This window comes from Hymenobacter aquaticus (genome assembly GCF_004765605.1).
Lineage (GTDB): Bacteria > Bacteroidota > Bacteroidia > Cytophagales > Hymenobacteraceae > Hymenobacter > Hymenobacter aquaticus.
Genome location: NZ_SRLC01000001.1, coordinates 258,998 through 278,477 on the forward strand (window position 1 = coordinate 258,998; position 19,480 = coordinate 278,477).

The 19,480-nt window shown below is 63.1% G+C and carries 13 protein-coding genes; 6 read left to right on the forward strand and 7 right to left on the reverse strand.

Annotated features, from left to right (window positions below):
* Positions 1-4: 4 nt before the first annotated feature.
* Entirely contained in the window at positions 5-1,240 is a 1,236-nt protein-coding gene (locus E5K00_RS01105) for an exo-beta-N-acetylmuramidase NamZ family protein (RefSeq protein WP_135460830.1), read from the reverse strand.
* A gap of 114 nt (positions 1,241-1,354) precedes the next feature.
* Here E5K00_RS01105 and E5K00_RS01110 point away from each other — a divergent pair, with 114 nt between their 5' ends.
* Both E5K00_RS01110 and E5K00_RS01115 read left to right on the forward strand, forming a co-directional pair.
* Positions 1,355-2,503 (forward strand): ABC transporter permease, encoded by a 1,149-nt coding sequence (locus tag E5K00_RS01110; RefSeq protein ID WP_245328179.1) that lies wholly within the window; start codon positions 1,355-1,357, stop codon positions 2,501-2,503.
* 322 nt (positions 2,504-2,825) lie between these two features.
* Positions 2,826-4,181 (forward strand): Gfo/Idh/MocA family protein, encoded by a 1,356-nt coding sequence (locus E5K00_RS01115; protein WP_135460834.1) that lies wholly within the window; start codon positions 2,826-2,828, stop codon positions 4,179-4,181.
* A gap of 106 nt (positions 4,182-4,287) precedes the next feature.
* Here the strand turns inward: E5K00_RS01115 and E5K00_RS01120 are convergent, their stop codons facing one another.
* Positions 4,288-4,998, reverse strand: a complete 711-nt coding sequence (locus tag E5K00_RS01120) for a peptidoglycan DD-metalloendopeptidase family protein (protein WP_135460836.1) — start codon at positions 4,996-4,998, stop codon at positions 4,288-4,290.
* 164 nt (positions 4,999-5,162) lie between these two features.
* On the opposite strand from E5K00_RS01120, the gene E5K00_RS01125 reads away from it, so the two are divergent.
* From E5K00_RS01125 to E5K00_RS01130, 3 genes are all read left to right on the forward strand, one after another.
* Entirely contained in the window at positions 5,163-6,269 is a 1,107-nt protein-coding gene (locus E5K00_RS01125; RefSeq protein ID WP_135460838.1) for a ferredoxin--NADP reductase, read from the forward strand.
* A gap of 108 nt (positions 6,270-6,377) precedes the next feature.
* On the forward strand, positions 6,378-6,557 hold the full coding sequence (locus E5K00_RS22705) for a hypothetical protein (RefSeq protein WP_167856695.1): 180 nt from the start codon (positions 6,378-6,380) through the stop codon (positions 6,555-6,557).
* A 55-nt stretch (positions 6,558-6,612) separates the two neighbouring features.
* On the forward strand, positions 6,613-8,358 hold the full coding sequence (locus E5K00_RS01130; protein ID WP_245328180.1) for a M3 family oligoendopeptidase: 1,746 nt from the start codon (positions 6,613-6,615) through the stop codon (positions 8,356-8,358).
* Positions 8,359-8,574: 216 nt separating this feature from the next.
* Here the strand turns inward: E5K00_RS01130 and E5K00_RS01135 are convergent, their stop codons facing one another.
* Entirely contained in the window at positions 8,575-9,168 is a 594-nt protein-coding gene (locus E5K00_RS01135) for a hypothetical protein (protein WP_135460840.1), read from the reverse strand.
* A gap of 410 nt (positions 9,169-9,578) precedes the next feature.
* Here E5K00_RS01135 and thiL point away from each other — a divergent pair, with 410 nt between their 5' ends.
* Entirely contained in the window at positions 9,579-10,607 is a 1,029-nt protein-coding gene (gene thiL / locus E5K00_RS01140; protein WP_135460842.1) for a thiamine-phosphate kinase, read from the forward strand.
* Between the two features lie 125 nt (positions 10,608-10,732).
* Here thiL and E5K00_RS01145 read toward each other — a convergent pair whose 3' ends face one another.
* The 4 genes from E5K00_RS01145 to E5K00_RS01160 all read right to left on the reverse strand — a co-directional run bounded on the left by E5K00_RS01145 (position 10,733) and on the right by E5K00_RS01160 (position 19,398).
* Positions 10,733-11,107: a hypothetical protein gene (locus E5K00_RS01145; RefSeq protein ID WP_135460844.1), complete on the reverse strand. Its 375-nt coding sequence runs from the start codon at positions 11,105-11,107 to the stop codon at positions 10,733-10,735.
* Between the two features lie 7 nt (positions 11,108-11,114).
* Positions 11,115-11,657, reverse strand: a complete 543-nt coding sequence (locus tag E5K00_RS01150; protein ID WP_135460846.1) for a hypothetical protein — start codon at positions 11,655-11,657, stop codon at positions 11,115-11,117.
* 1 nt (position 11,658) lies between these two features.
* The gene (gene rlmD, locus E5K00_RS01155) at positions 11,659-13,068 is read right to left on the reverse strand and encodes a 23S rRNA (uracil(1939)-C(5))-methyltransferase RlmD (RefSeq protein WP_135460848.1); all 1,410 of its coding nucleotides are present in this window, start codon (positions 13,066-13,068) and stop codon (positions 11,659-11,661) included.
* Between the two features lie 570 nt (positions 13,069-13,638).
* Positions 13,639-19,398 carry a gliding motility-associated C-terminal domain-containing protein gene (locus E5K00_RS01160; RefSeq protein WP_167856696.1) on the reverse strand — a complete coding sequence of 1,920 codons (5,760 nt, stop codon included), beginning with the start codon at positions 19,396-19,398 and terminating at the stop codon, positions 13,639-13,641.
* Between the last annotated feature and the right edge of the window lie 82 nt (positions 19,399-19,480).

Here is a 19,480-nt window from a genome sequence, read left to right on the forward strand (position 1 = left end):
AGTTTTACTTGAAATCCGGGTACAGCAAATACTTCTTGCGCAGCGCCTTGTACTGCCCCAGCGCCGGCTCCCAGCTCTTGCGGATTTCCTTTTCCGATTTGCCCGCCACCACCATCTCCCGCAACGAGTTGGTGCCGGTGAGCTGCTCGAAGTACTTGCCGAAGAACTTGTCCTTGGCCGTGCTCTGCTGGTAAAAGTCAATCAGGTAGCGCAGGGTGAAGCCGCCGGATTCAGCCGCGGAGAGCTTGCGCAAGTCCTGGCCGTAGCATTTCTGTCCGTTCAGCGGCGGCTGGGGCGAGCCGGTGGTGGGGTGGGGCGTGAAGCTGAAGGGCCGGGAAGTGGGCTGAGTCGGCGCGCCTATCATTTCGAAGGGTGCCTCCGTGCCCCGGCCCACACTCACGTTGGTACCCTCAAACAAACAGATGGTGGGGTAGAGCAGCACCGCGTGGGCGTTGGGCAGGTTGGGCGAGGGCCGCACCGGCAGCTCGTAGCGCGTAGCGTGGGTGTAGCCCGCCACTGGCACCACCGTCAGGGGGCATTGCTTGCCGCCGGCCAGCCACTTTTCGCCGTTGATCATCTGGGCCAGCTCGCCCACCGTCAGGCCGTGCACCACCGGAATGGGGTGCATGCCCACGAACGACTTATGCTGGGGCTCCAGCACGGGCCCATCCACGTAGAAGCCGTTGGGGTTGGGCCGGTCCAGCACGATGACGCTCTTGCCCTGCTCGGCGGCGGCTTCCATCACGTAGTGCATCGTGCTGATAAAGGTGTAAAACCGCACGCCCACGTCCTGAATGTCGAAAATGAGCACGTCCACGTCGGCCAGCATTTCCGCCGAGGGCTTCTTGCTTTTGCCGTAGAGCGACTTCACCGGCAGCCCGCTGCGGGTGTCGCGCCCGTCCTTGATGGTGGCCCCGTCGGCTTCTTCTCCCCGAAAGCCGTGCTCGGGGGCAAAAATGGCTTTCACCTGCACGCCCTGGCTCAGCAGCGTGTCCACGAGGTGAGTGCGGCCCACCAATGACGTTTGATTCACGACCAGACCCACGCGCTTGCCTTGCAGCAGCGGCAGATACTTGCCAAACTGCGCCGCGCCCATTTGCAGGCCCGCCGGCGCCGGCGGGGCCGTTTGCGCGGCCGTTTCGGGCGCCCGGTCGGGCGTGGCCAGCCGGGCCGGGGAGGGCGTGCAGTAGCCCACGAAGAGCGCGAAGCCGAGCAGGCCACAGAAGATAGAAGATGCCATCAGGAAACGAAGCTAGGAAACTGAACGTAGACGCGTAGCTTTACGCCAGTGAACATCTCGCGGTACATATCCAATAAGATTGACGGAGCCGACACCGGGTCTTTTACCTCGTCGGTGACAAAAATAGCCATTATCAGCATTGCGCTGGGCGTGGCCGTCATGATTGTGTCGTTTGCCATCCTGGAAGGATTCCGCAACGAGATTCAAAGCAAGATCTTTTCCTTTGGCGCCCACCTGCAAGTCAGCAAGTACGACACCAACAATTCTCTGGAGGTTGAGCCCATCGGCGGGCCGCGGCTGATCAAGGACTTGCACCGCTTCAAGCAGGTGAAGTCGACCCAGTCGTTTGCCCGCAAAACGGCCATCATCAAGACCAAGGAGGAAGTGCTGGGCGTGGTGCTCAAGGGCATCGACGAGAAAGACGGCATCTCGCCGATGCGCGAAAACCTGGTGGCCGGCAAGTTCCTGGCTTTCCCCGACTCGGCGGCCAGCAACGACGTGCTGCTCAGTCGCAAAGTGGCCGACAAGCTGCGCCTGAAAGTGGGCGACGAAGCCCTGTTCTACTTTATCCAGAACCCGCCCCGGGTGCGCAAGTTCAACGTGCGCGGCATTTACCAGACCGGCCTCGACGAGTTCGATGAGGTCTACATCATCGGCGACATCCGCCAGATCCGGGAGCTGAACGCCTGGCCCGACTCGCTGGTGGGCGGGGTGGAAGTCGTGCTCAAGGACTTCAACCAGCTCGACCCGGTTTCGGACAACATGTACGAAAACCTGCGCTACGACCTCAAGCTGGACAAAATCACGGATCAGTACGCCCAGCTGTTCGACTGGCTGAAGCTGCTGAACCGCAACGTGGTTATCTTCCTGATCCTGATCATCTTCGTGGCGACGTTCAACATGGTGGCCACTATCTTTATCATGATTCTGGAGCGCACCAACATGATTGGCGTGCTCAAGGCCCTGGGCGCCACCGACAACCAGATCCGCAGCATGTTTTTCTACCGGGGCCTGAGCCTCACGCTGCGCGGCATGCTCTACGGCAACCTCATCGGGCTGGGCTTCTGCGCCATCCAGTACTTTTTCCACCCGATTCCGCTGGACCCCGAGAACTACTACATGGACCGGGTGCCGATTTTCTGGGACCCCACGATGGTCCTCATTCTCAACGTGGCCACCTTCCTGACCTCTCTGCTGGCCGTGCTCATTCCCACCTACCTGATTTCGCGCATCCGCCCGGTGGCGGCCATCAAGTTCGACTAAGCCGCCTTGCCTCGTTTGTCATCCTGAGCCTTGGCGAAGGACCTTCCTTGCCTGAGTGACAAGCCTGATTCAACCCAAAAAAGCCCTTTACTACTGCGGTGGTAAAGGGCTTTTTGCGTTGGCGCGAGCGGCGGTAGGGTAGGAAGGTCCTTCGCCAAAGCTCAGGATGACAGCCGGGAAGCTGGCACTGCACCATCCCAACCTGACAACGTTGCCGGGAACGTTTGCATAGATAAAAACGCGCCGGCGCTTCCCAATCAGCGGAAATACCGGCAGCTTCAGCGTGTTTCCATGCTTCGCTCTTCCTAACCCTGCCATTCCCATGCTGCGCCGAACCTTCCTCCAAACCACCGGCACCGCCCTGGCCGGTACGCTGCTGACTGATAACGCCCTGGCCGCGGCCCTGGCCGCGGCCCTGGCCGCGGCCCTGGCCGGCTCCCGCAAGCGCGTGGCGATGGTGGGCACCGGCCACCGCGGGCTGGGCATGTGGGGCACGTCCGTGCTCAAGGAGTTTGGCGACCAAATCGAATTCGTGGGCCTCTGCGACATCAACCCCGGCCGGGTGGCTACGGGCAAGAAGATGCTGGGCGTGAAGTGCCCCACCTTCACCGACTTCGACCAGATGATGAAGCAGACCAAGCCCGAGCTGCTGATTGTAACCACCGTGGATGCTGCCCACAACGAGTTCATCATCAAGGGTATGGAATATAGGGCCAACATCGTCACGGAAAAGCCCATGACCACCGACGAGCAGAAGTGCGAAGCCATTCTGCAGGCCGAGCGGCGCACCGGCAAAACGGTGATGGTCACGTTCAATTACCGCTACTCGCCCCACCGCCAGAAGCTCTACGAGCTGCTGCGCTCTGGCGTCATCGGCACCATCACCTCGGCCGACTTCCACTGGTACCTCGACGTGTACCACGGGGCCGACTACTTCCGGCGCTGGCACCGCCGCCGCGAAAACAGCGGCTCGCTGCTGGTGCACAAGGCCTCCCACCACTTCGACCTGCTCAACTGGTGGCTCGACTCGGACCCGGAGGAGGTGTACGGCAACGGGCAGCTGAATTTCTACGGCAAAAACAACAGCTTCCGCCACTCCCACTGCCGGCCCTGCCCGCACAAAGGCAAGTGCCAGTTCTACTGGGACATCACCAAGGATGAGCGCCTGACCAAGATCTACGTCGACAACGAAAAGTACGACGGCTACCACCGGGACGGCTGCGTGTGGCGCGAAGACGTGGACATCTTCGACAAAATGGCCGTGCAGATCAAGTACGCCAACCAGGTGCAGGTCAGCTACTCGCTCACCACCTACTCGCCCTACGAGGGCTACCGGATTTCCTTTAATGGCACCAAGGGCAAAATCGACGCCTGGATCAAAGAAAAGCAGCCCTGGGAAGCCGAGCGCTACGACGAAATCCAGGTCACGACCAACTTCGGCCAGCGGGAGCTGATCCAGATTCCCAACACCGAGGAAGGCCACGGCGGCGGCGACGTGCGCCTGCGCAAGCAAATCTTCGCGCCCGATGGCCAGGACCCCTTCCGCCAGGCCGCCCGCAGCCGCGACGGGGCCCTGGCCGTGCTGGTTGGCATTGCGGCCCGCAAAAGCATCGACAGCGGCCAGCCCATCCGCATCGGCGACCTGACCTCACTCAAGCCCCAGGCCCGGCGGGTGTAGAAGCGGGAACCTGTAACGCGAAGTTCCACTTCGCGAATCGTTGAACGACAGTCATTGTACTGGCGCACACGATTCGCGAAGTGGAACTTCGCGTTACAGCTAGGTTTTAGCCAGCCGCCGCCAATACCTGACTTTGCAGAATCAAATTCGGGTCGGGGCAGAGCTTGGCCCACTGTTCGCGCTCGGCGGGGGCGGCCACGCCGGGGAAGTCACCTTCGCGGCCCAGCATGTTGGCAATAATCTGGAAGTGCAGGTGGGGTGGCCAGTCGCCGTTTTCGGGGTGGGGGCCCACCTCGGCAAACTTTTCGCCTTTCTCTAGCAGCATGCCCGGGCGCAGCAGCGCCACTTCGGCCCGGCCCAAGTGGCCGTAGAGGGTATAAAAGGTAGTGTCTTCCAGCTCGTGCTGCAAAATCACGGTGGGGCCGTAGTCGCCGAAATGGTCGTTGTCGGCCACGCTGTGCACGGTGGCGGCCAGCGGCGCCAGCACCGGCGTGCCGGCCCGCAGCCATACATCGACGCCCAGGTGCAGGGAGCGAGCCTGCTGGGCCGGGTCGCCAAACTGGCCGGGGCTGCGGCGGTAGATAACCCGGTCTTCGAGGTAGCCGCCCACGCCAATCAGGGCATTCTGCGCTTCCAGCAGCCGGGCCACCAGCACTTCGAATGCCGCGGTGTCGCGCAGGTCGGCGGTGGCCAGGATGGGGTTGGCGGCGGTGAAATCGAGGCGGGCTACTTCGGGGGCGTTCAAATCGACGGGCAGCACGGGGCCAAACTCGTGCTGATGCCGTTCGAGCAGGGCGGAAAGGTCGGAACCAGACATAGGTAAAATCGTTATTTCGGAAAGCAGTGGGAGCGAGGCCGCAAGCTAAAGCCTTCTGGTATGCCGACCAAGCCGCCCCATTTGCCGTACTTTGCACGCCCGTCGCCCCAGCGCCACGGTTTGTCCCGATTCTACCTTTCCAATCCCCGAAGTTCTTTGCCCCGATGAGCAGCCCCTACCTGATGCTTAACGTCGTGGAAATCACCCACGAAACCGCCGACGCCGCCACCATTCACCTCGAACGGCCCGACCGCCAGCCCGTGGCCTGTGAGCCCGGCCAGTTCCTGACGCTGATTCTGCCCTGCGGCCCCGGCGGCAAAAAGGAGCGCCGCGCCTACTCGCTCAGCAGCACGCCCTCGGAAGCGCCGCGCCTCTCGGTCACGGTGAAGCGCGTGACCGGCGGCCTGGTCAGCAACTACCTGCTCGACACGGTGAAGGTGGGCCAGCAGCTGGAGGTAATGGCACCGCTGGGCAACTTCACGCTCAAAACTAGCCCCCAGGCGGCCCGTAGCATCGTGCTGGTCGGGGCCGGCAGCGGCATCACCCCGCTCATGTCCATCCTCAAGGCCGTGGTGCGCGACGAGCCCCGCAGCCACGTGCTGCTCGTGTACGGCAACCGCACCGAGGAATCGGTGATTTTCCGCCAGCAGCTCCAGCAGCTGGAGAATCAGGCCGGCGGGCGGCTGCAGGTCGAGCACGTGTTCAGCCAGCCCAGCAGCCCCACGTCGGGCCACCGCCACACCGGCCGCCTCAACCGCACCATGCTGCTGCGCATTCTGGAGCAGCGCCACCAGTTTCCGGCCCAGCAGGCCGAGTACTACCTTTGCGGCCCCGAGGGCATGATGACCGAAGCCCGCGCCGCCCTCGATTTGCTCGGGGTGCCCGCCGCCCGCATTCAGCGCGAGAGTTTCGTGGCCGCCGCCGAAACCATTGAAGCCGCCGCCGGCCAGCCCAACGGCCACGGCGACGTGTCGGACGCCGCCGACGACAAAATCACGGCCCGCACCGTCACCATTCATTACGAGGGTGCCGAGTACGAGCTGGAGGTAAAGCCCAGCCAGACCATTCTGGAAGCCGCCCTCGACCAGGACATCGACCTACCCTACAGCTGCCAGGCCGGCCTCTGCACCGCCTGCCGCGGCAAGTGCCTCTCGGGCAAAGTGCACCTGGATGAGCGCGAAGGCCTGTCCGACTCCGAAATGAAGCAGGGCTACGTGCTGCTTTGCGTGGGCCACCCCGTCACCGACGACGTGGTTATCGAAGTCGACTAGCCGGCGAAGCCAGCCTAAAACACAACGTCATGTCGACCAGCGGGAGACATCTCGCGTGCAACGGTAATTAAGTTACTACTGCACGCGAGATGTCTCCCGCTGGTCGACATGACGTTCTTTCTATCTATTTCCCCATTCAACCAACTTTCCCCGCTGCTGTCCGGTTATTTTCTGCCGCACTTTCCGCCCGGAATAAGCCAACGACTTTTCCCGGTGGCGCGTAGAAACCAGGTTACGCATCGGGAAGAGTTTCTGGTGTTGTTTTTTCTTTCTTCCGCCGCTGGCTAAAGCTGTTCCGAAGGTTAGCGCGCAATCTTTCGTCTCCCGACGTATCTTGCTATTCATGATGAATACCGCCCCCGAACCTGCCCTTGCTTCGGCCACTGATACGCAGCGCCCGCCGCGTCAGTATTTGCCCGAGTCTTTCTCCGTAACCGACTGGGAATCACTCGAACCGTATTTTGTGGAGCTGCGCGACCGGCCCCTGGCTTCGGCCCGGGAGCTGGAGCGCTGGCTGCTCGACCGCTCGGAGCTGGAAAGCGTGCTGAGCGAAGACCTCGCCTGGCGCTACATCCGCATGACCTGCGACACCCAGGACCAGCAGCGGGCCGACTCGTTTCAGTACTTCGTGAGCGAGATTGAACCCAACGTGGCCCCCTACGACCACGCCCTGAACGAGAAAATGATGGGCTCGGAGTTCCTGGAAGGCCTCGACCCGCAGCGCTACCGCATTTTCGTGCGCTCGGTGCGGCAGGCCCTGGAAATCTACCGGCCCGAGAACATCCCGCTCAAAACCGAAATTAGTACCAAGCAGCAGCAGTACGCCGCCACCGTGGGGGCCATGACCGTCACGCTCGACGGCGAGGAAATGACCCTGCCCCGGGCCGCCGACCGCCTCAAAAGCCCCGACCGGGCCGTGCGCGAGGAAGCCTACCGGGCCGTGCAGCAGCGCCGCCTCCAGGACTCCCAGCCGCTCGACCAGCTCTTTACCGACCTGGTGACGCTGCGCCACCAGATGGCTCGCAACGCGGATTTTGCCAACTTCCGCGACTATATGTTTGCCGCCCTGGGCCGGTTCGACTACACGGCCGAGGACTGCTTTGCCTTCCACCGCGCCATCCGGGAAACCGTGGTGCCCCTCATCGACGACCTCGACTTGGAGCGGCGGCAGGATCTGGCGCTGGCCGAGCTGCGCCCCTGGGACCTCGACGTGGACGTGACCGGCAAAGCCCCGCTGCGGCCCTTCGAAACGGGGGAGGAGCTGCTGGAAAAAACCATTACCGTGTTTCAGCGCCTCGACCCGTACCTGGGCGACTGCCTGAAAACCATGCGGCAGATGGGCCACCTCGACCTAGAGTCGCGCAAGGGCAAGGCCCCGGGCGGCTACAACTACCCGCTCGACGAAACCGGCGTGCCGTTTATCTTCATGAACGCCACCTCCTCCCTGCGCGACGTTATTACGATGCTGCACGAGGGCGGCCACGCGGTGCATTCCTTCCTGACCCGCTCCCTGCCGCTGTCGGCCGACAAGCACCCGCCGTCCGAGGTGGCCGAGCTGGCCTCGATGAGCATGGAGCTGATTTCGATGGACCAGTGGGACCTGTTCTTCCCCGATGCCGACGAGCTGCGCCGGGCCAAGAAAACCCACCTCGAAAGCGTGCTGGAAACCTTTCCCTGGGTGGCTACCATCGACAAATTCCAGCACTGGGTGTACGAAAACACGGAGCACACCGAGGACGAGCGCCACGCCCAGTGGACGCGCACCTTCGACGAGTTCAACCAGCGCACCGTGAGTTGGCAAGGGCTGGAAAACTACAAGCCCTACCTCTGGCAGAAGCAGCTGCACCTCTACGAAGTGCCCTTCTACTACATCGAGTACGCCATGGCTCAGCTCGGCGCCATTGCCGTGTGGCGCAACTTCCGCCAGAATCCGCAGCAGGGCCTCGACGCCTACAAGCGCGCCCTGGCCCTGGGCTACACCGCGCCCATCGGCGAAATCTACGCCGCCGCCGGCATCCGCTTCGACTTCAGCACCGAGTACCTGCGCACCCTGGCCGACTTCGTGCGCGAGGAAATGGCCAAGCTGTAAGTAGAAGCAACGTTTGTCATCCTGAGCAGAGCGAAGGACCTTCCTCCGATAAGTGACAAGCTTCAGTAAACGTAAAAAGCCCTTTACCATGTGCTGGTAAAGGGCTTTTTGCGTTGGTAAGCACGGCAGTGGGGTAGGTGAGGAAGGTCCTTCACTCCGCTCTGCTCCGTTCAGGATGACAGACCTAACAACGAACAACAAGCAACTGCCAACTAACTACTCCTTCAGCTCGAACAGGGGCAGCTGCTGCAACTGCTTGTACTTGCCGCCGAGCTTGCTGAGTGCTTCCTGATGGAGCTGGAGGTAGTTGTTGAACTGCTTGGCGGCCTGGTCGTAGCGCAGGCGGTAGCCCACTACTTCGCTGTCGGCGGTTTGGATGTCGGTGGTGAGCTGCTGCACGGTCGCGTCGGGCTGGCCGGCGGCGGGCTGGGCCAGGGTGTACACGGCGCGCAGCACCGAGTCCTGGGCCGTGTCGTAGGCGTCAATCCGGGGCGAGGAGCTCATGCTTTGCTGGTCGTAGCGGCGGACGAGCAGCTGGTTGTTGGCCCGCACCAGGGCTTTAAGCTGAGCTTTGTCGGCGCCCGGCTGCTTTTCCAGGGCTTGCAGCACCTGGGCCGTGGCCTTTATTTTGGCGTCGTCGCTGGCCGTCATGCGGGTCCAGCGGCTGTCCACGGAGTCGCGCAGCACGTCGAGCTGGGCTTTGGCCGCGGCCGGCGAAACGGGGTCAAGTACTTTGTTGGAACGGTCGGTTTTGCAGGAATTCAGATTGCTCAGCAGCACGAGCACGGCCATGGACAGGTAGAGTTTCATAGCGGCAAAAACGTCAATAATCCCTAAAATATTCCGTGGCCCGGAAAGTTGCGCGGAATTTAGGAGTGACGAGCCGGGGTATAATATTCAAAGCCGGCCTAAGGGGCCAATGCCGCCGTTTTACGGCCCATAGCATAATACCGAGCCAGGCTTATGCCGTGCTTCGCCAGCCAGTGGCGGACTGCCTCGGTTTGCTCTCCCTTTTTGCAACTCTCCAAAAAGGGAGAGCAAATCGGTGATGATTTTGCTTTACGTTTTTACGCATGATCAAAAAGGTAAAGCAAAACCCGGGCAAACCTCCGGCGGCCGGGGTGGTTACGACAGGCCGGCCGCTGATTCTCGGCGCGGCCGGCGGCAAATCCGTACCAGTTGCAGTATTCTATCCGTTCAGCGCCGTACTTTTGCCTGCTATGAGTGACATCACCCCCCTGGAAAACCTTGGAGAGTTTGGCCTGATTCGCCGGATTCAGGAAACCGTGACCCTGCGCCAGCCCAGCACCCGCCTCGGCATCGGCGACGACGCGGCCATTCTGGCCCCCGAAGCCGGCCACGACCTCGTGGTCAGCACCGATCTGCTGGTCGAAGGCGTCCATTTCGACTTAACGTTCTGCCCGCTCAAGCATGTGGGCTACAAGGCCGTGGCCGTCAACGTGTCGGATATTGCCGCCATGAACGCCACGCCGACCCAGCTGGTAGTGGGCCTGGCCATCGGCAGCCGCTACTCGGTGGAGGCCATTGATGAGCTCTACGAAGGCATGCGCCTGGCCTGCGAGGCCTACAACGTGGACCTGGTGGGCGGCGACACCACCGCCAGCCGCGGCGGCCTGACCATCAGCATCACCGCTCTGGGCCAGGTGCCGCACGGGCAGGCCGTGCGCCGCAGCGGGGCCCAGCCCAACGATTTGCTCTGCGTAACCGGCGACCTGGGCGGCGCTTTCCTTGGCTTGCAGGTGCTGGAGCGCGAAAAAGCCGCCTGGAGCGCCGACCCCGACATGCAGCCCGAGCTGAGCAAATACCCCTACGTGTTGCAGCGGCAGCTGCGCCCCGAGGCCCGCATGGACGTGATTCACGAGCTGCGCGACCTGGGCGTGGTGCCCACCAGCATGATCGACGTATCCGACGGGCTGGCTTCCGAGGTGCTGCATTTGTGCAAGGCCTCGGGCACCGGGGCGCGGGTGTTTTCCGAAAACCTGCCCGCCGCCAACCCCATGCTGGAAGTGGCCGAGGAGTTCCAGCTCGACCCCATCATGTGCATGCTCAACGGCGGCGAGGACTACGAGCTGCTCTTCACCATCCCGCTCAAGGACCACGACAAAATCAAGAACCACCCCGACATCACCGTGCTCGGCCACATGACCGACGCCAGCGACGGGGTCAACCTGATTACCAAGCAGGGCCAGCCCATTCCGCTGCGCGCCCAGGGTTGGCAGCACTTTTAGGCCACTCCCAAAACGGTCATGTCGACCAACGGGAGACATCTCGCGTGCAATGGTAATTTGATTACTACTGCACGCGAGATGTCTCCCGTTGGTCGACATGACCGTTCTATTGGGTAAATGAATTTTTAATCTTCCGGGTAGGGAATGAACACGAAGTTGGTGAAGTCTTCGTCGAGCACGAACAGGCAGCAGTACTCGTTGGGGTCCTTGTAAGTTTGCTGGAAGGCCTCGATGCCCTCGGCCCCTACGATGCCCTGCTGCACGAACAGCTCCAGGTAGGAGGCAAACACGTGCCACTCCAGGTTGGCCTCGTCGGCATTGACCAAGAGGCTGCCCAGGGGAATTTCGCGCTTGGCGAAGATGAAAATCGGGTACTTCGAAAGGTCCATCTTCCGCACCTGGGAAGAGGCTTCCATGATGGTGTCGGACACCATAGCAAAGTCCTTGGAGATGGTGCCCAAGTATTTGCCGTTCAGTTCGGGGTCGTTGGCGTAGTCCATTGCTTACTTAGTGTTGATGTTCGGGCGAGACTTGCAACGTCTGGATAGTAGTTAGCAACTGCTTTAGCTTCCGCTGGTTTGAGCCAAAATAGAAAGGAAGTCGGCCTTTCTGTGCACTGCCGTGGATGACGTTGAGGTAAATCATGTTCTGGTCGAGTAGGGCAGTGGCCGTTTGCCCGGCGCCTATCCAGCTTTTATTGGTAGCTCCGGCGGTGACAACGGTGGCCGTATCAACATACGTGGTCCAGCCAAGCGCCTGAAACGCTGCAACAACAAGTTTTCTATTGGCATCGGCACCCGCTTTGGATTCGATTGGAGTCAGCCGGTTTTCTTGTCGAAGGCAGTAAACAGCATAAAGAGGTAAGCTACCGGCTGCCAGGCAGAACAACCCCAGGCGGTTGCCTATTTCTCCATTTCGCTGAAACAGCAGGAACAACCAGGCAATCCAGCCAACCGAGACGGTTAACAGGCCGACTACGTTGCCGGGCCAATCCCGCTTGTGCCTCAGCCGCCCGGTGGCAATGGCTGCTGCCCATTCGTCCTTCCGCATCTTACTTCAGCTCCAGCAGCACCACGTTCTCCACGTGGTGGGTATGCGGGAACATATCCACCGGCCGCACGCGCGTCACCTGATATGCCTCGTCGAGCATCTCCAGGTCCCGGGCCTGGGTGGCGGGGTTGCAGCTGACGTAGACGATGCGGGGGGCGCGCATTTCGAGCAGGCGGGCCACCACGTCGGGGTGCATGCCGGCCCGGGGCGGGTCGGTGATGACCACGTCGGGGCGGCCGTGCTTTTGGATGAACTCGGCGTTGAGTACGTCCTTCATGTCGCCGGCGTAGAACTCGGTGTTGGTCACGCCGTTGATTTCGGAGTTGATATAGGCGTCTTTCACCGCCGACTCCACGTACTCGACGCCCACCACGTGCCGGGCCTGCCGGGCCACGAAGTTGGCAATGGTGCCGGCCCCGGTGTAGAGGTCGTACACTAGTTCGGAGCCGGTGAGGCCAGCAAACTCGCGGGTGAGCTTATACAGGTTGTAGGCCCCGTCGGAGTTGGTCTGGTAGAACGACTTAGGCCCCACGCGGAAGCGCAAATCCTCCATCTGCTCGTGAATGTGGGGCTCGCCCTTGTAGCAGACCACGTCCAGGTCGTGGAAGGTTTCGTTGCCCTTGTTGTTGAGCACGTAGTTGAGCGAGGTGATTTCGGGGAACTGCTCCTGCACGAAATCCAGCAGCGGAAACAGGGCCTCGTGGGCGTAATAGCACTGCAGAATCACCATCAGGTCGCCGGTGTTGGCCGTGCGGATGATGAGGTTGCGCAGGAAGCCTTCCTGGGTCACGAGGTTGTTGAAGGGCAAGTCGTGCTCCAGGGCGTAGTTGCGGATGGCCAGCCGGATCTGGTTCGAGGGGTTGGGCTGCAGCCAGCAGTGCTGCACGTCGATGATCTTGTCGAAGCGGGCCGGGGTATGGAAGCCCAGCACCCGCCGCTCGATCTGCTCGCCGGCCTGAATCTGCTCGTTGGTCAGCCAGCCGTTGTGGCTGAAGGTGTATTCGAGCTTGTTGCGGTAGTATTGCAGGGCCGGAGAGTGCTGAATGGGCTCCAGCGCGGGCAGCGCTACCTTGCCGATGCGCTGCAGATTATCCTGCACCTGCTGCTGCTTGAACTTGAGCTGGGTGTCGTAGCCCAGGTGCTGCCACTTGCAGCCCCCGCAGGTGCCGAAGTGCTGGCAGAAAGGCTCCACGCGCAGGTCGGAGTACTTATGAAACTTGGTGGCTACGGCCTCCAGGAAGGTTTTCTTGGCCTTGGTCACGCGCAGGTCCACCACGTCGCCGGGGGCTACGCCGGTCACGAAGATGACCAGGTTGTCGCGGCGCACCAGGCACTTGCCCTCGGCCACCATGTCGGTAATTTCGACTTCGCGGAGCAGCTCCGCGGGAATGTTTTTAGCTGATTTCCTCACGGGGGCAAAGATAACCACGGATTCGACGGATTTTTCGGATCGGCCGGATTTGCGCGGCGTTGGTCTTCAGTGGTAGCCGCGCCACAGCTCGCGCGAACGGCGTAGTTCGCGTGCCCCGCGCCGTCAAGGTCGTTCTGGCCCGCGAACTACACCGTTCACGCTACTATCCTGGCCGGCCCTACTTCTGTGACATCCTTATGTCACGGGCGTGACATCCTTATGTCACAGGTATGACATCCTTATGTCACGCGGCAACCATACCAGTGCTTGCCGCGGCAGGCAGCAGTAGGTCCGGGGAAAGTCACGAAAAAAGGCCACCCGGGTAGGGCGGCCTTTTTTCGTGGCGGTGTGGTCAGCAAGTCACCAGAACGTCATGCAGAGCGTAGCGAAGCATCTCGCGTGCTGACGTTGCCAGAGTAAATAATATACCATTGCACGCGAGATGCTTCGCTACGCTCTGCATGACGTTCTATGGACTAACCGGCCACATTGCCTAACTGGAGGAAGTCAGGCGAAGTTGACGCAGGAGGCCGGATGCAACACCTCAACATCCGTCTCAGGTCCGTAGGCTTATTTAATCACCTCGAACCAGCCCTTGTACGTCTTGCCGGTGCTGAGCGTGAGCAGGTAGTAGTATACGCCGGCCGACTGCTGCTCGGCCTTCCAGTCATTGGCGTAGCGGTCCGTTTTGTAGACTTCCTTGCCCCAGCGGTTGTAGAAGCTCATGGTGTAACCCGAGTACAGGCCGATGTTGCGGATGAAGAAGGCGTCGTTGATGCCGTCGTTGTTGGGCGTCATGATGTTGTAGAACACCAGGTCGTTGGCGAAGTTGACGCAGGCATCGTTGGAGGAAGCGGTAATGGCCGCCAGCTCACTGTTCACGGCCACTACCCGGAAGCACTGGTCGAAGCCGGCCGAGCTGCTGGGGAAGGATTGTTCGAGCGTGGTGCCGGGCACGGTGGCCAGCAGCTGGGCCGCGCCGTTGCCGGCGGTACGGAACAGCTGGTATTCCTTCACGTCGAAGCCCTTGTAGGCGTTCCAGCTCACTTTCACGGTGCCTTCCTGGCGGCCATCCTTGCTGCCTTCCGTAGCCAGGGCCGTGGTCCGGATGGTGGTATGCTCGCGGCTGGCCAGCGTGGTGCCGCAGTTGTTGAGCAACTCCAGGCGGTAGTCGTAGGCTTTGGCATCAGCATCCACGCCGGTATCGGTGAAGCTGCCGGTGCCCTTGGCTACCGTGCCGACCTGCGCGAAGGCCGCCGAGGTGCCCGCGTCGCGCCGCAGAATCCGGATCTGGCTGGTATTGGCGGTGGGGTTCACCGTGACCATGCCCAGCGTGATGCTCCGGTCGCCCGGGGCCACCGAGGCCGCGCGCAGGGCCAGGTCCACGTTGTCGGGCCGCACCGTGAGCGAGGCCAGCGGGCCGGCGCAGCCGAAGCTGGAAGTCTGGGTGACGCTAATCGTGCGGTCTTCCGCGCCGGGCGTGAAGCTCACCGTAATCGAGCTGCTGCCGTTGCCGCTCAGGATGGTGCCGCCCACCACGGTCCAGGCGTAGGTCGCGCCGGGCGCGTTGGGCACCGAGTACTGCTGGGCGCCAAAGCCGGCGGGGCCGGGGCAGATGCTGGCCGGACCCGTAATCGTCACGGCCGCCGGCAGCGGGTCGACGGTGAACTGGCGCGACACCACCGGGCCGGCGCAGCCGCTGGCGTTGGTTTCCTGGCTGGTGAGCAGGTAGGGGCCGGCCGTGGTGGGCGTAAACGTGGCCGAGTTGCCGGTGTTGGCCAGGGGAGCCCCGTTCAGGATAAAGGCGTAAGTAGAGGAGGCCGCGCCCGGCAGGGCAAAGCTCACTGCCCCGCCCAAACACACCCGGTCGGGACCGGAAATCGTCAGGTTGGCCGCCGGTGAAGGCAGCACCGTCACGCGCAGGGCCTGACTCTGGCCGAAGCAGGTCACGGGCCCGCCGTTGGGGTTGCTGGTTTCCGTCACGACGATGGTGCCCGTGCCGGGGCCGTTCCACTGCACCACCACCGAGCCGGGCCCGGTGCTGAGCTGGGTGCCGCCCGTAATCTGCCAGGCGTAGATGGAGCCGGTGGTGGGCGCTACCGAGTAGGTATAGGGGCCGTTGGCCAGGCACACGCTGGTCGGGCCCTTAGGCGTTTCGGTGGCCAGGCGCTGGTTAATCACCACCGGCAGCGTCACCGGGTCAGAGTCGCACTGGAACTGGTTGCGGGCCACGGCTTGCACGCTGGCCGTAGCCGAGGCCCCACCCCAGTTCACGGTGATGCTGGCCGTGCCGTTGCCGCTGACGATGGTGCCGCCCGTGACCGTCCAGCGGTACTCGGTGCTGCGCGGGTTCACGATGCGGTAGACCACGCCCTCGATGGTGGGGCACACCGACTGGGCTCCCTGAATGTTGTCGGCGGGGGCCTGCGGATTGACCGTGACGCGTACCGTATCCGTTACCGGGCAGTTCCAGGGGGCTACGGCCTGCACCACAAACGTGAAGGTCTGGGGGGCGGTAACGGCCGGGGCGGTGAAGACCGGCTGCGCCGCCGTCGGGTCGTTCAGGCCCGTGGCCGGGCTCCACTGGTAGCCATAGCCGCCGCGCGCCGGAGTCGCGCCGAGGCGCACCGTCTTGCCGGCGCAAAGGGTAGCATCGGGGCCGGCTTCGGCCACCGTTTGCGGGTATACGCTCACCCGAACGGTACTAGTGGCCGAGCAGCCCTGCACGTTGGTCACGGTTAGCGTGTAAGTCAACTCTACTGAGCCGCCCTGGTTGGCCAGCTGAAACACCGGCTGGGCTATGGTTGGGTCGCTCAGGTTGGTAGCCGGGCTCCACTGGTAGGTGTAGCCGGCCACGGCCGGAGTGCCCAGTACGGATGCTTCGTTGGAACAAAGCTGCCGACCTTGCCCGGCATCGGCCACGGCCGCCGGGTTCACCTTAACCGTCACGGTTTTGGTATCCACACAGGTCTGGTTGGTCGTGACGCGCAGGGTGTAGGTTACGGTGGTTGGCGTGGTGCCGGTGTTGGTCAGCGTCACGGTGGGCGCTACGGCCGTGGGGTCGCTCAGGCCGGTAGCCGGGCTCCAGAGGTAAGAGCTGCCGGCCACGGCCGAGGCCGGGTTACCCAGCACGGCCGAGCCGCCCGAGCAAATGGTTTTGTTGGTGCCCGGATCGGCCACGGCCGCCGGGTTCAGCGTCACGACTACCGCGCTAGTGGCGGTGCAGCCTTCGGGCGTGGTGGCCGTGAGGGTGTAGGTGAACAGCAGGGGCGTGGTGCCGGTATTGGTTTGCAGGAACGTGGGTTGGGCTACCGTAGTGCTGCTCAACCCCACGGCCGGGCTCCACTGGTAGGTATATCCCGTCAGGGCCGCCGAGCCCAGGGTTTTAGCCTCGCCCGAGCAGGTGAAAACGTCCCGGCCCGCATCGGCCACGGCGGCGGGGTTCACCTTTACCTGGACCGTCTGGGTATCCTCGCAGCCCCGGTCGGTTGTCACGCGCAGGGTGTAGGTAGTCGTAATCGGGGCCGACGTGGTGTTGGTCAGCGTCACGGTGGGCGTGGCCACCGCCGTGCTGCTCAGGCCGGTAGCGGGGCTCCAGAGGTAAGAGCTGCCGGCCACTACCGAGGCCGGGTTGCCCAGCACGGCCGAGCCGCCCGAGCAAAAGGCCTTATTCGTGCCGGCATCAGCCACGGCGGCCGGATTCAGGGTGACAAGCACGACATCGGTAGCGGTGCAGCCCTCAAGCGTGGTGGCCGTGACGGTGTACGTGAACTGCTGGGGCGTCGTGCCGGTGTTGGTTAGCAGGAAGGTGGGCTGGGCCACGTTCGTGCTGCTCAGCCCCGTGGCCGGGCTCCACTGGTAGGAGTAGCCCGCCAAAGCCGTTGAGCCCAGGGTTTTAGCCTCGCCCGAGCAGGTGAAAACGTCCCGGCCCGCATCGGCAAGAGCCGCCGGATTCACCTTCACGTCGACGCCGGCGCTAGTGGCGCAAACCCCGTTTGTGGTCACCGTGAGCGTGTAGCGCACGACCAGCGGGGCAGTACCGGTGTTGGTCAGCGTGACGGTGGGCGTGGCGGCTGTGGGGTCGCTCAGGCCGGTAGCCGGGCTCCAGAGGTAGGTGCGGCCCGCCAAGCCGTCGGCCGGGGTGCCGATGGTCGTTGAGCCGCCCGAGCAGATGGTTTTGCCGGTGCCCGCATCAGCCACGGCGGCCGGGTTGAGGGTGACAAGTACGACATCGGTGGCCGTGCAGCCCTGGGCCGTGGTGGCCGTGACGGTGTAGGTAAACTGCTGGGATGCGGTGCCGGTATTGGTTTGCAAAAAGGTGGGCTGCGCTACCGTCGCGCTGCTCAGGCCCGTGGCCGGACTCCACTGGTACGTGTAGCCGCTCAGGGCCGCCGAGCCCAAGGGTTTAGCCTCGCCCGAGCAGGTGGTTACGTCGGTGCCGGCATCGGCCACGGCCGCCGGGTTGACGGTGATGGTAACCTGGCGCGAAGTCGTGCACACGCCGTCGGTGCTGGTCACGGTGTAGGTCGTGGTCTGGGTCGGCGACACGGTGATGGTGGGCCCGGTGAAGCTTTGGTTGCCGCCGGTCCAGGTGTAGGCCCCGGCCCCGCTGGCCGTGAGCGTCGTGGAGCCTCCGGCGCAGATCGTGGCGCTGGTGGGCGTTACGGCCAGGCTGCTGGCGGGGCGTATTTCAATGTCGCGGCTGACCGAATCAGAGGGGCAGCCCAGACCCGACACGCCCTGGAGCGTGAGGCGGCCGGTGCCGGGGGCATTCCAGCGCACCTGCACCGTGGCCCCGGAGTTGGCACCCTGAATGGCGCCGCCCTTCACCTTCCACAGGTAGCTGCTCGGCGTGGGCCCCGTGGCCGAGTAGGAATATAGCTGGGTCTGGTCGCAGATAACCGGCGTGCCGGTGATGCCCGACGGCCCGGCCGCGCGGTTCACCCGAATCTGGAAGATGTCCGACACGCTCTTGGCTCCGCAGGTTTGGTCGGTGGCCGTTACCACCACGTCGTAGAGGGTGCTGCGGGCGTTGCCGCACCGCGAGCTGAAGCTGAACTGCCCGCTGACGTTGCCGCCGGTGCCGGTCAGCGTGACGGTGCCGGTGGGGCCGCTCACGGTGCCCTGGTCGCCGCCGAAGCTGGCGTTGAACGGACCCGCCCCGTCGAGCAGCACGCTGTTTACTTTCAGGCTGATGGCGTTGCCGTCGGGGTCGGTGGCGGCCAGGTTGAAGTTCAGGGTTTCGCCTTCCTCAATGGTAAAGGTCTTGTTGGCCAGCGTGCCGGCCGTAAACTGCGGGGCGCGGTTGGGCTGGCACTGCCGCGACACGAGCTGGATTTCGCGCCTAGTCGAGCCAATCAGGACCTCGTTGCCGTTTATTTTCCGGAATTCCTTGACTTCCACGGCCACCACGTAGCGCCCCTGCTGGGAGGTGGCGTATTTGCTCAGGCCGTTGCTGGCGTTCAAAAAGGCGTAGTTGCCCACGCCCGGCCCAAAGGGCGCGGTGGCCGAGTAGCCCGGGATATACGTCACGCTGGGCGGGGGCGGGGTAAAGGCTGTGGGCGGCGGGCCGCCCACGGCCCCGGCAATGTTGTAGGGAGTGCTGAAGGAATAAATCAGCCGGTCCCCGTCGGCGTCCACGGCGTTGTTCACCACGATGCTCGTGTCGCCCTGGCAGATTACCACCACAGCCGTATCCGAGAAAGTCGGGGAGGAGTTGGGCAGCAGCGGCGGGGCCATGTCCACGAAGATGGTCTGGTTCTGGTTGTCGGGCTGCAGCAGGTTGTTGATGGAGCGGTTGCGCGTGCCGTCGGTATACACCACGTAGTAGCCGTCGAACGACACGGGCAGGTTCACGATGGCCTCGTAGCGGCACAGGCGCACGGGCGGGGGTGGGCCGCCGGGCAAAGTGCAGCCCCCGGGCAGGGGCGGCGTAATGGAGGGGTTGGCCACCCGCGGCAGCCGGTAGGAGCCCTGGGGCTGGCTGTCGTTCTGCGAGGGCCGGCCCGAGCAGCTGACCTGGGCGCAGCTGAAGTTCTGGGCCGCCTGCCCGCTGTTGAGGCGGGTGCCGTTCTGCTTGTTGTAGATGTTGACGAAGATGTTGCAGCGCCCGTCCGGCACGTTCGACACATCCGTGGGGTTGGTGCATTCCCAGTTGATGTAGAGCAGCACCGTGATGCGGTAGCGGAAGGGCGTGGCCGCCGGGCCGTTGGCATCGAGGTAGGTGTAGTTCATTTCGCCGCCTACCAGGTGGGATGCGGTGGCCGGGGCCGCCCGCAGGCCAATCAGCAGGGCCAGAAGCCAGAAGCTGCGCAGTAGAGTTTTGTGCATATAGGGGTCGGTAAGAAAAAGGCCTAGCCCGCTACGTTGCAGCGGGCCAGCCAGGCGTGTGTGGTGGTAAAGCGGGAAAGAA

Excerpts from the sequence above, each read along its gene's own strand:
- E5K00_RS01105 (WP_135460830.1), bottom strand. The coding sequence starts at position 1,240 with ATGGCATCTTCTATCTTCTGTGGCCTGCTCGGCTTCGCGCTCTTCGTG.
- E5K00_RS01115 (WP_135460834.1), top strand. The coding sequence starts at position 2,826 with ATGCTGCGCCGAACCTTCCTCCAAACCACCGGCACCGCCCTGGCCGGT.
- E5K00_RS01120 (WP_135460836.1), bottom strand. The coding sequence starts at position 4,998 with ATGTCTGGTTCCGACCTTTCCGCCCTGCTCGAACGGCATCAGCACGAG.
- E5K00_RS01125 (WP_135460838.1), top strand. The coding sequence starts at position 5,163 with ATGAGCAGCCCCTACCTGATGCTTAACGTCGTGGAAATCACCCACGAA.
- E5K00_RS22705 (WP_167856695.1), top strand. The coding sequence starts at position 6,378 with ATGACGTTCTTTCTATCTATTTCCCCATTCAACCAACTTTCCCCGCTG.
- E5K00_RS01130 (WP_245328180.1), top strand. The coding sequence starts at position 6,613 with ATGATGAATACCGCCCCCGAACCTGCCCTTGCTTCGGCCACTGATACG.
- E5K00_RS01135 (WP_135460840.1), bottom strand. The coding sequence starts at position 9,168 with ATGAAACTCTACCTGTCCATGGCCGTGCTCGTGCTGCTGAGCAATCTG.
- thiL (WP_135460842.1), top strand. The coding sequence starts at position 9,579 with ATGAGTGACATCACCCCCCTGGAAAACCTTGGAGAGTTTGGCCTGATT.
- E5K00_RS01145 (WP_135460844.1), bottom strand. The coding sequence starts at position 11,107 with ATGGACTACGCCAACGACCCCGAACTGAACGGCAAATACTTGGGCACC.
- E5K00_RS01150 (WP_135460846.1), bottom strand. The coding sequence starts at position 11,657 with ATGCGGAAGGACGAATGGGCAGCAGCCATTGCCACCGGGCGGCTGAGG.
- E5K00_RS01160 (WP_167856696.1), bottom strand. The coding sequence starts at position 19,398 with ATGCACAAAACTCTACTGCGCAGCTTCTGGCTTCTGGCCCTGCTGATT.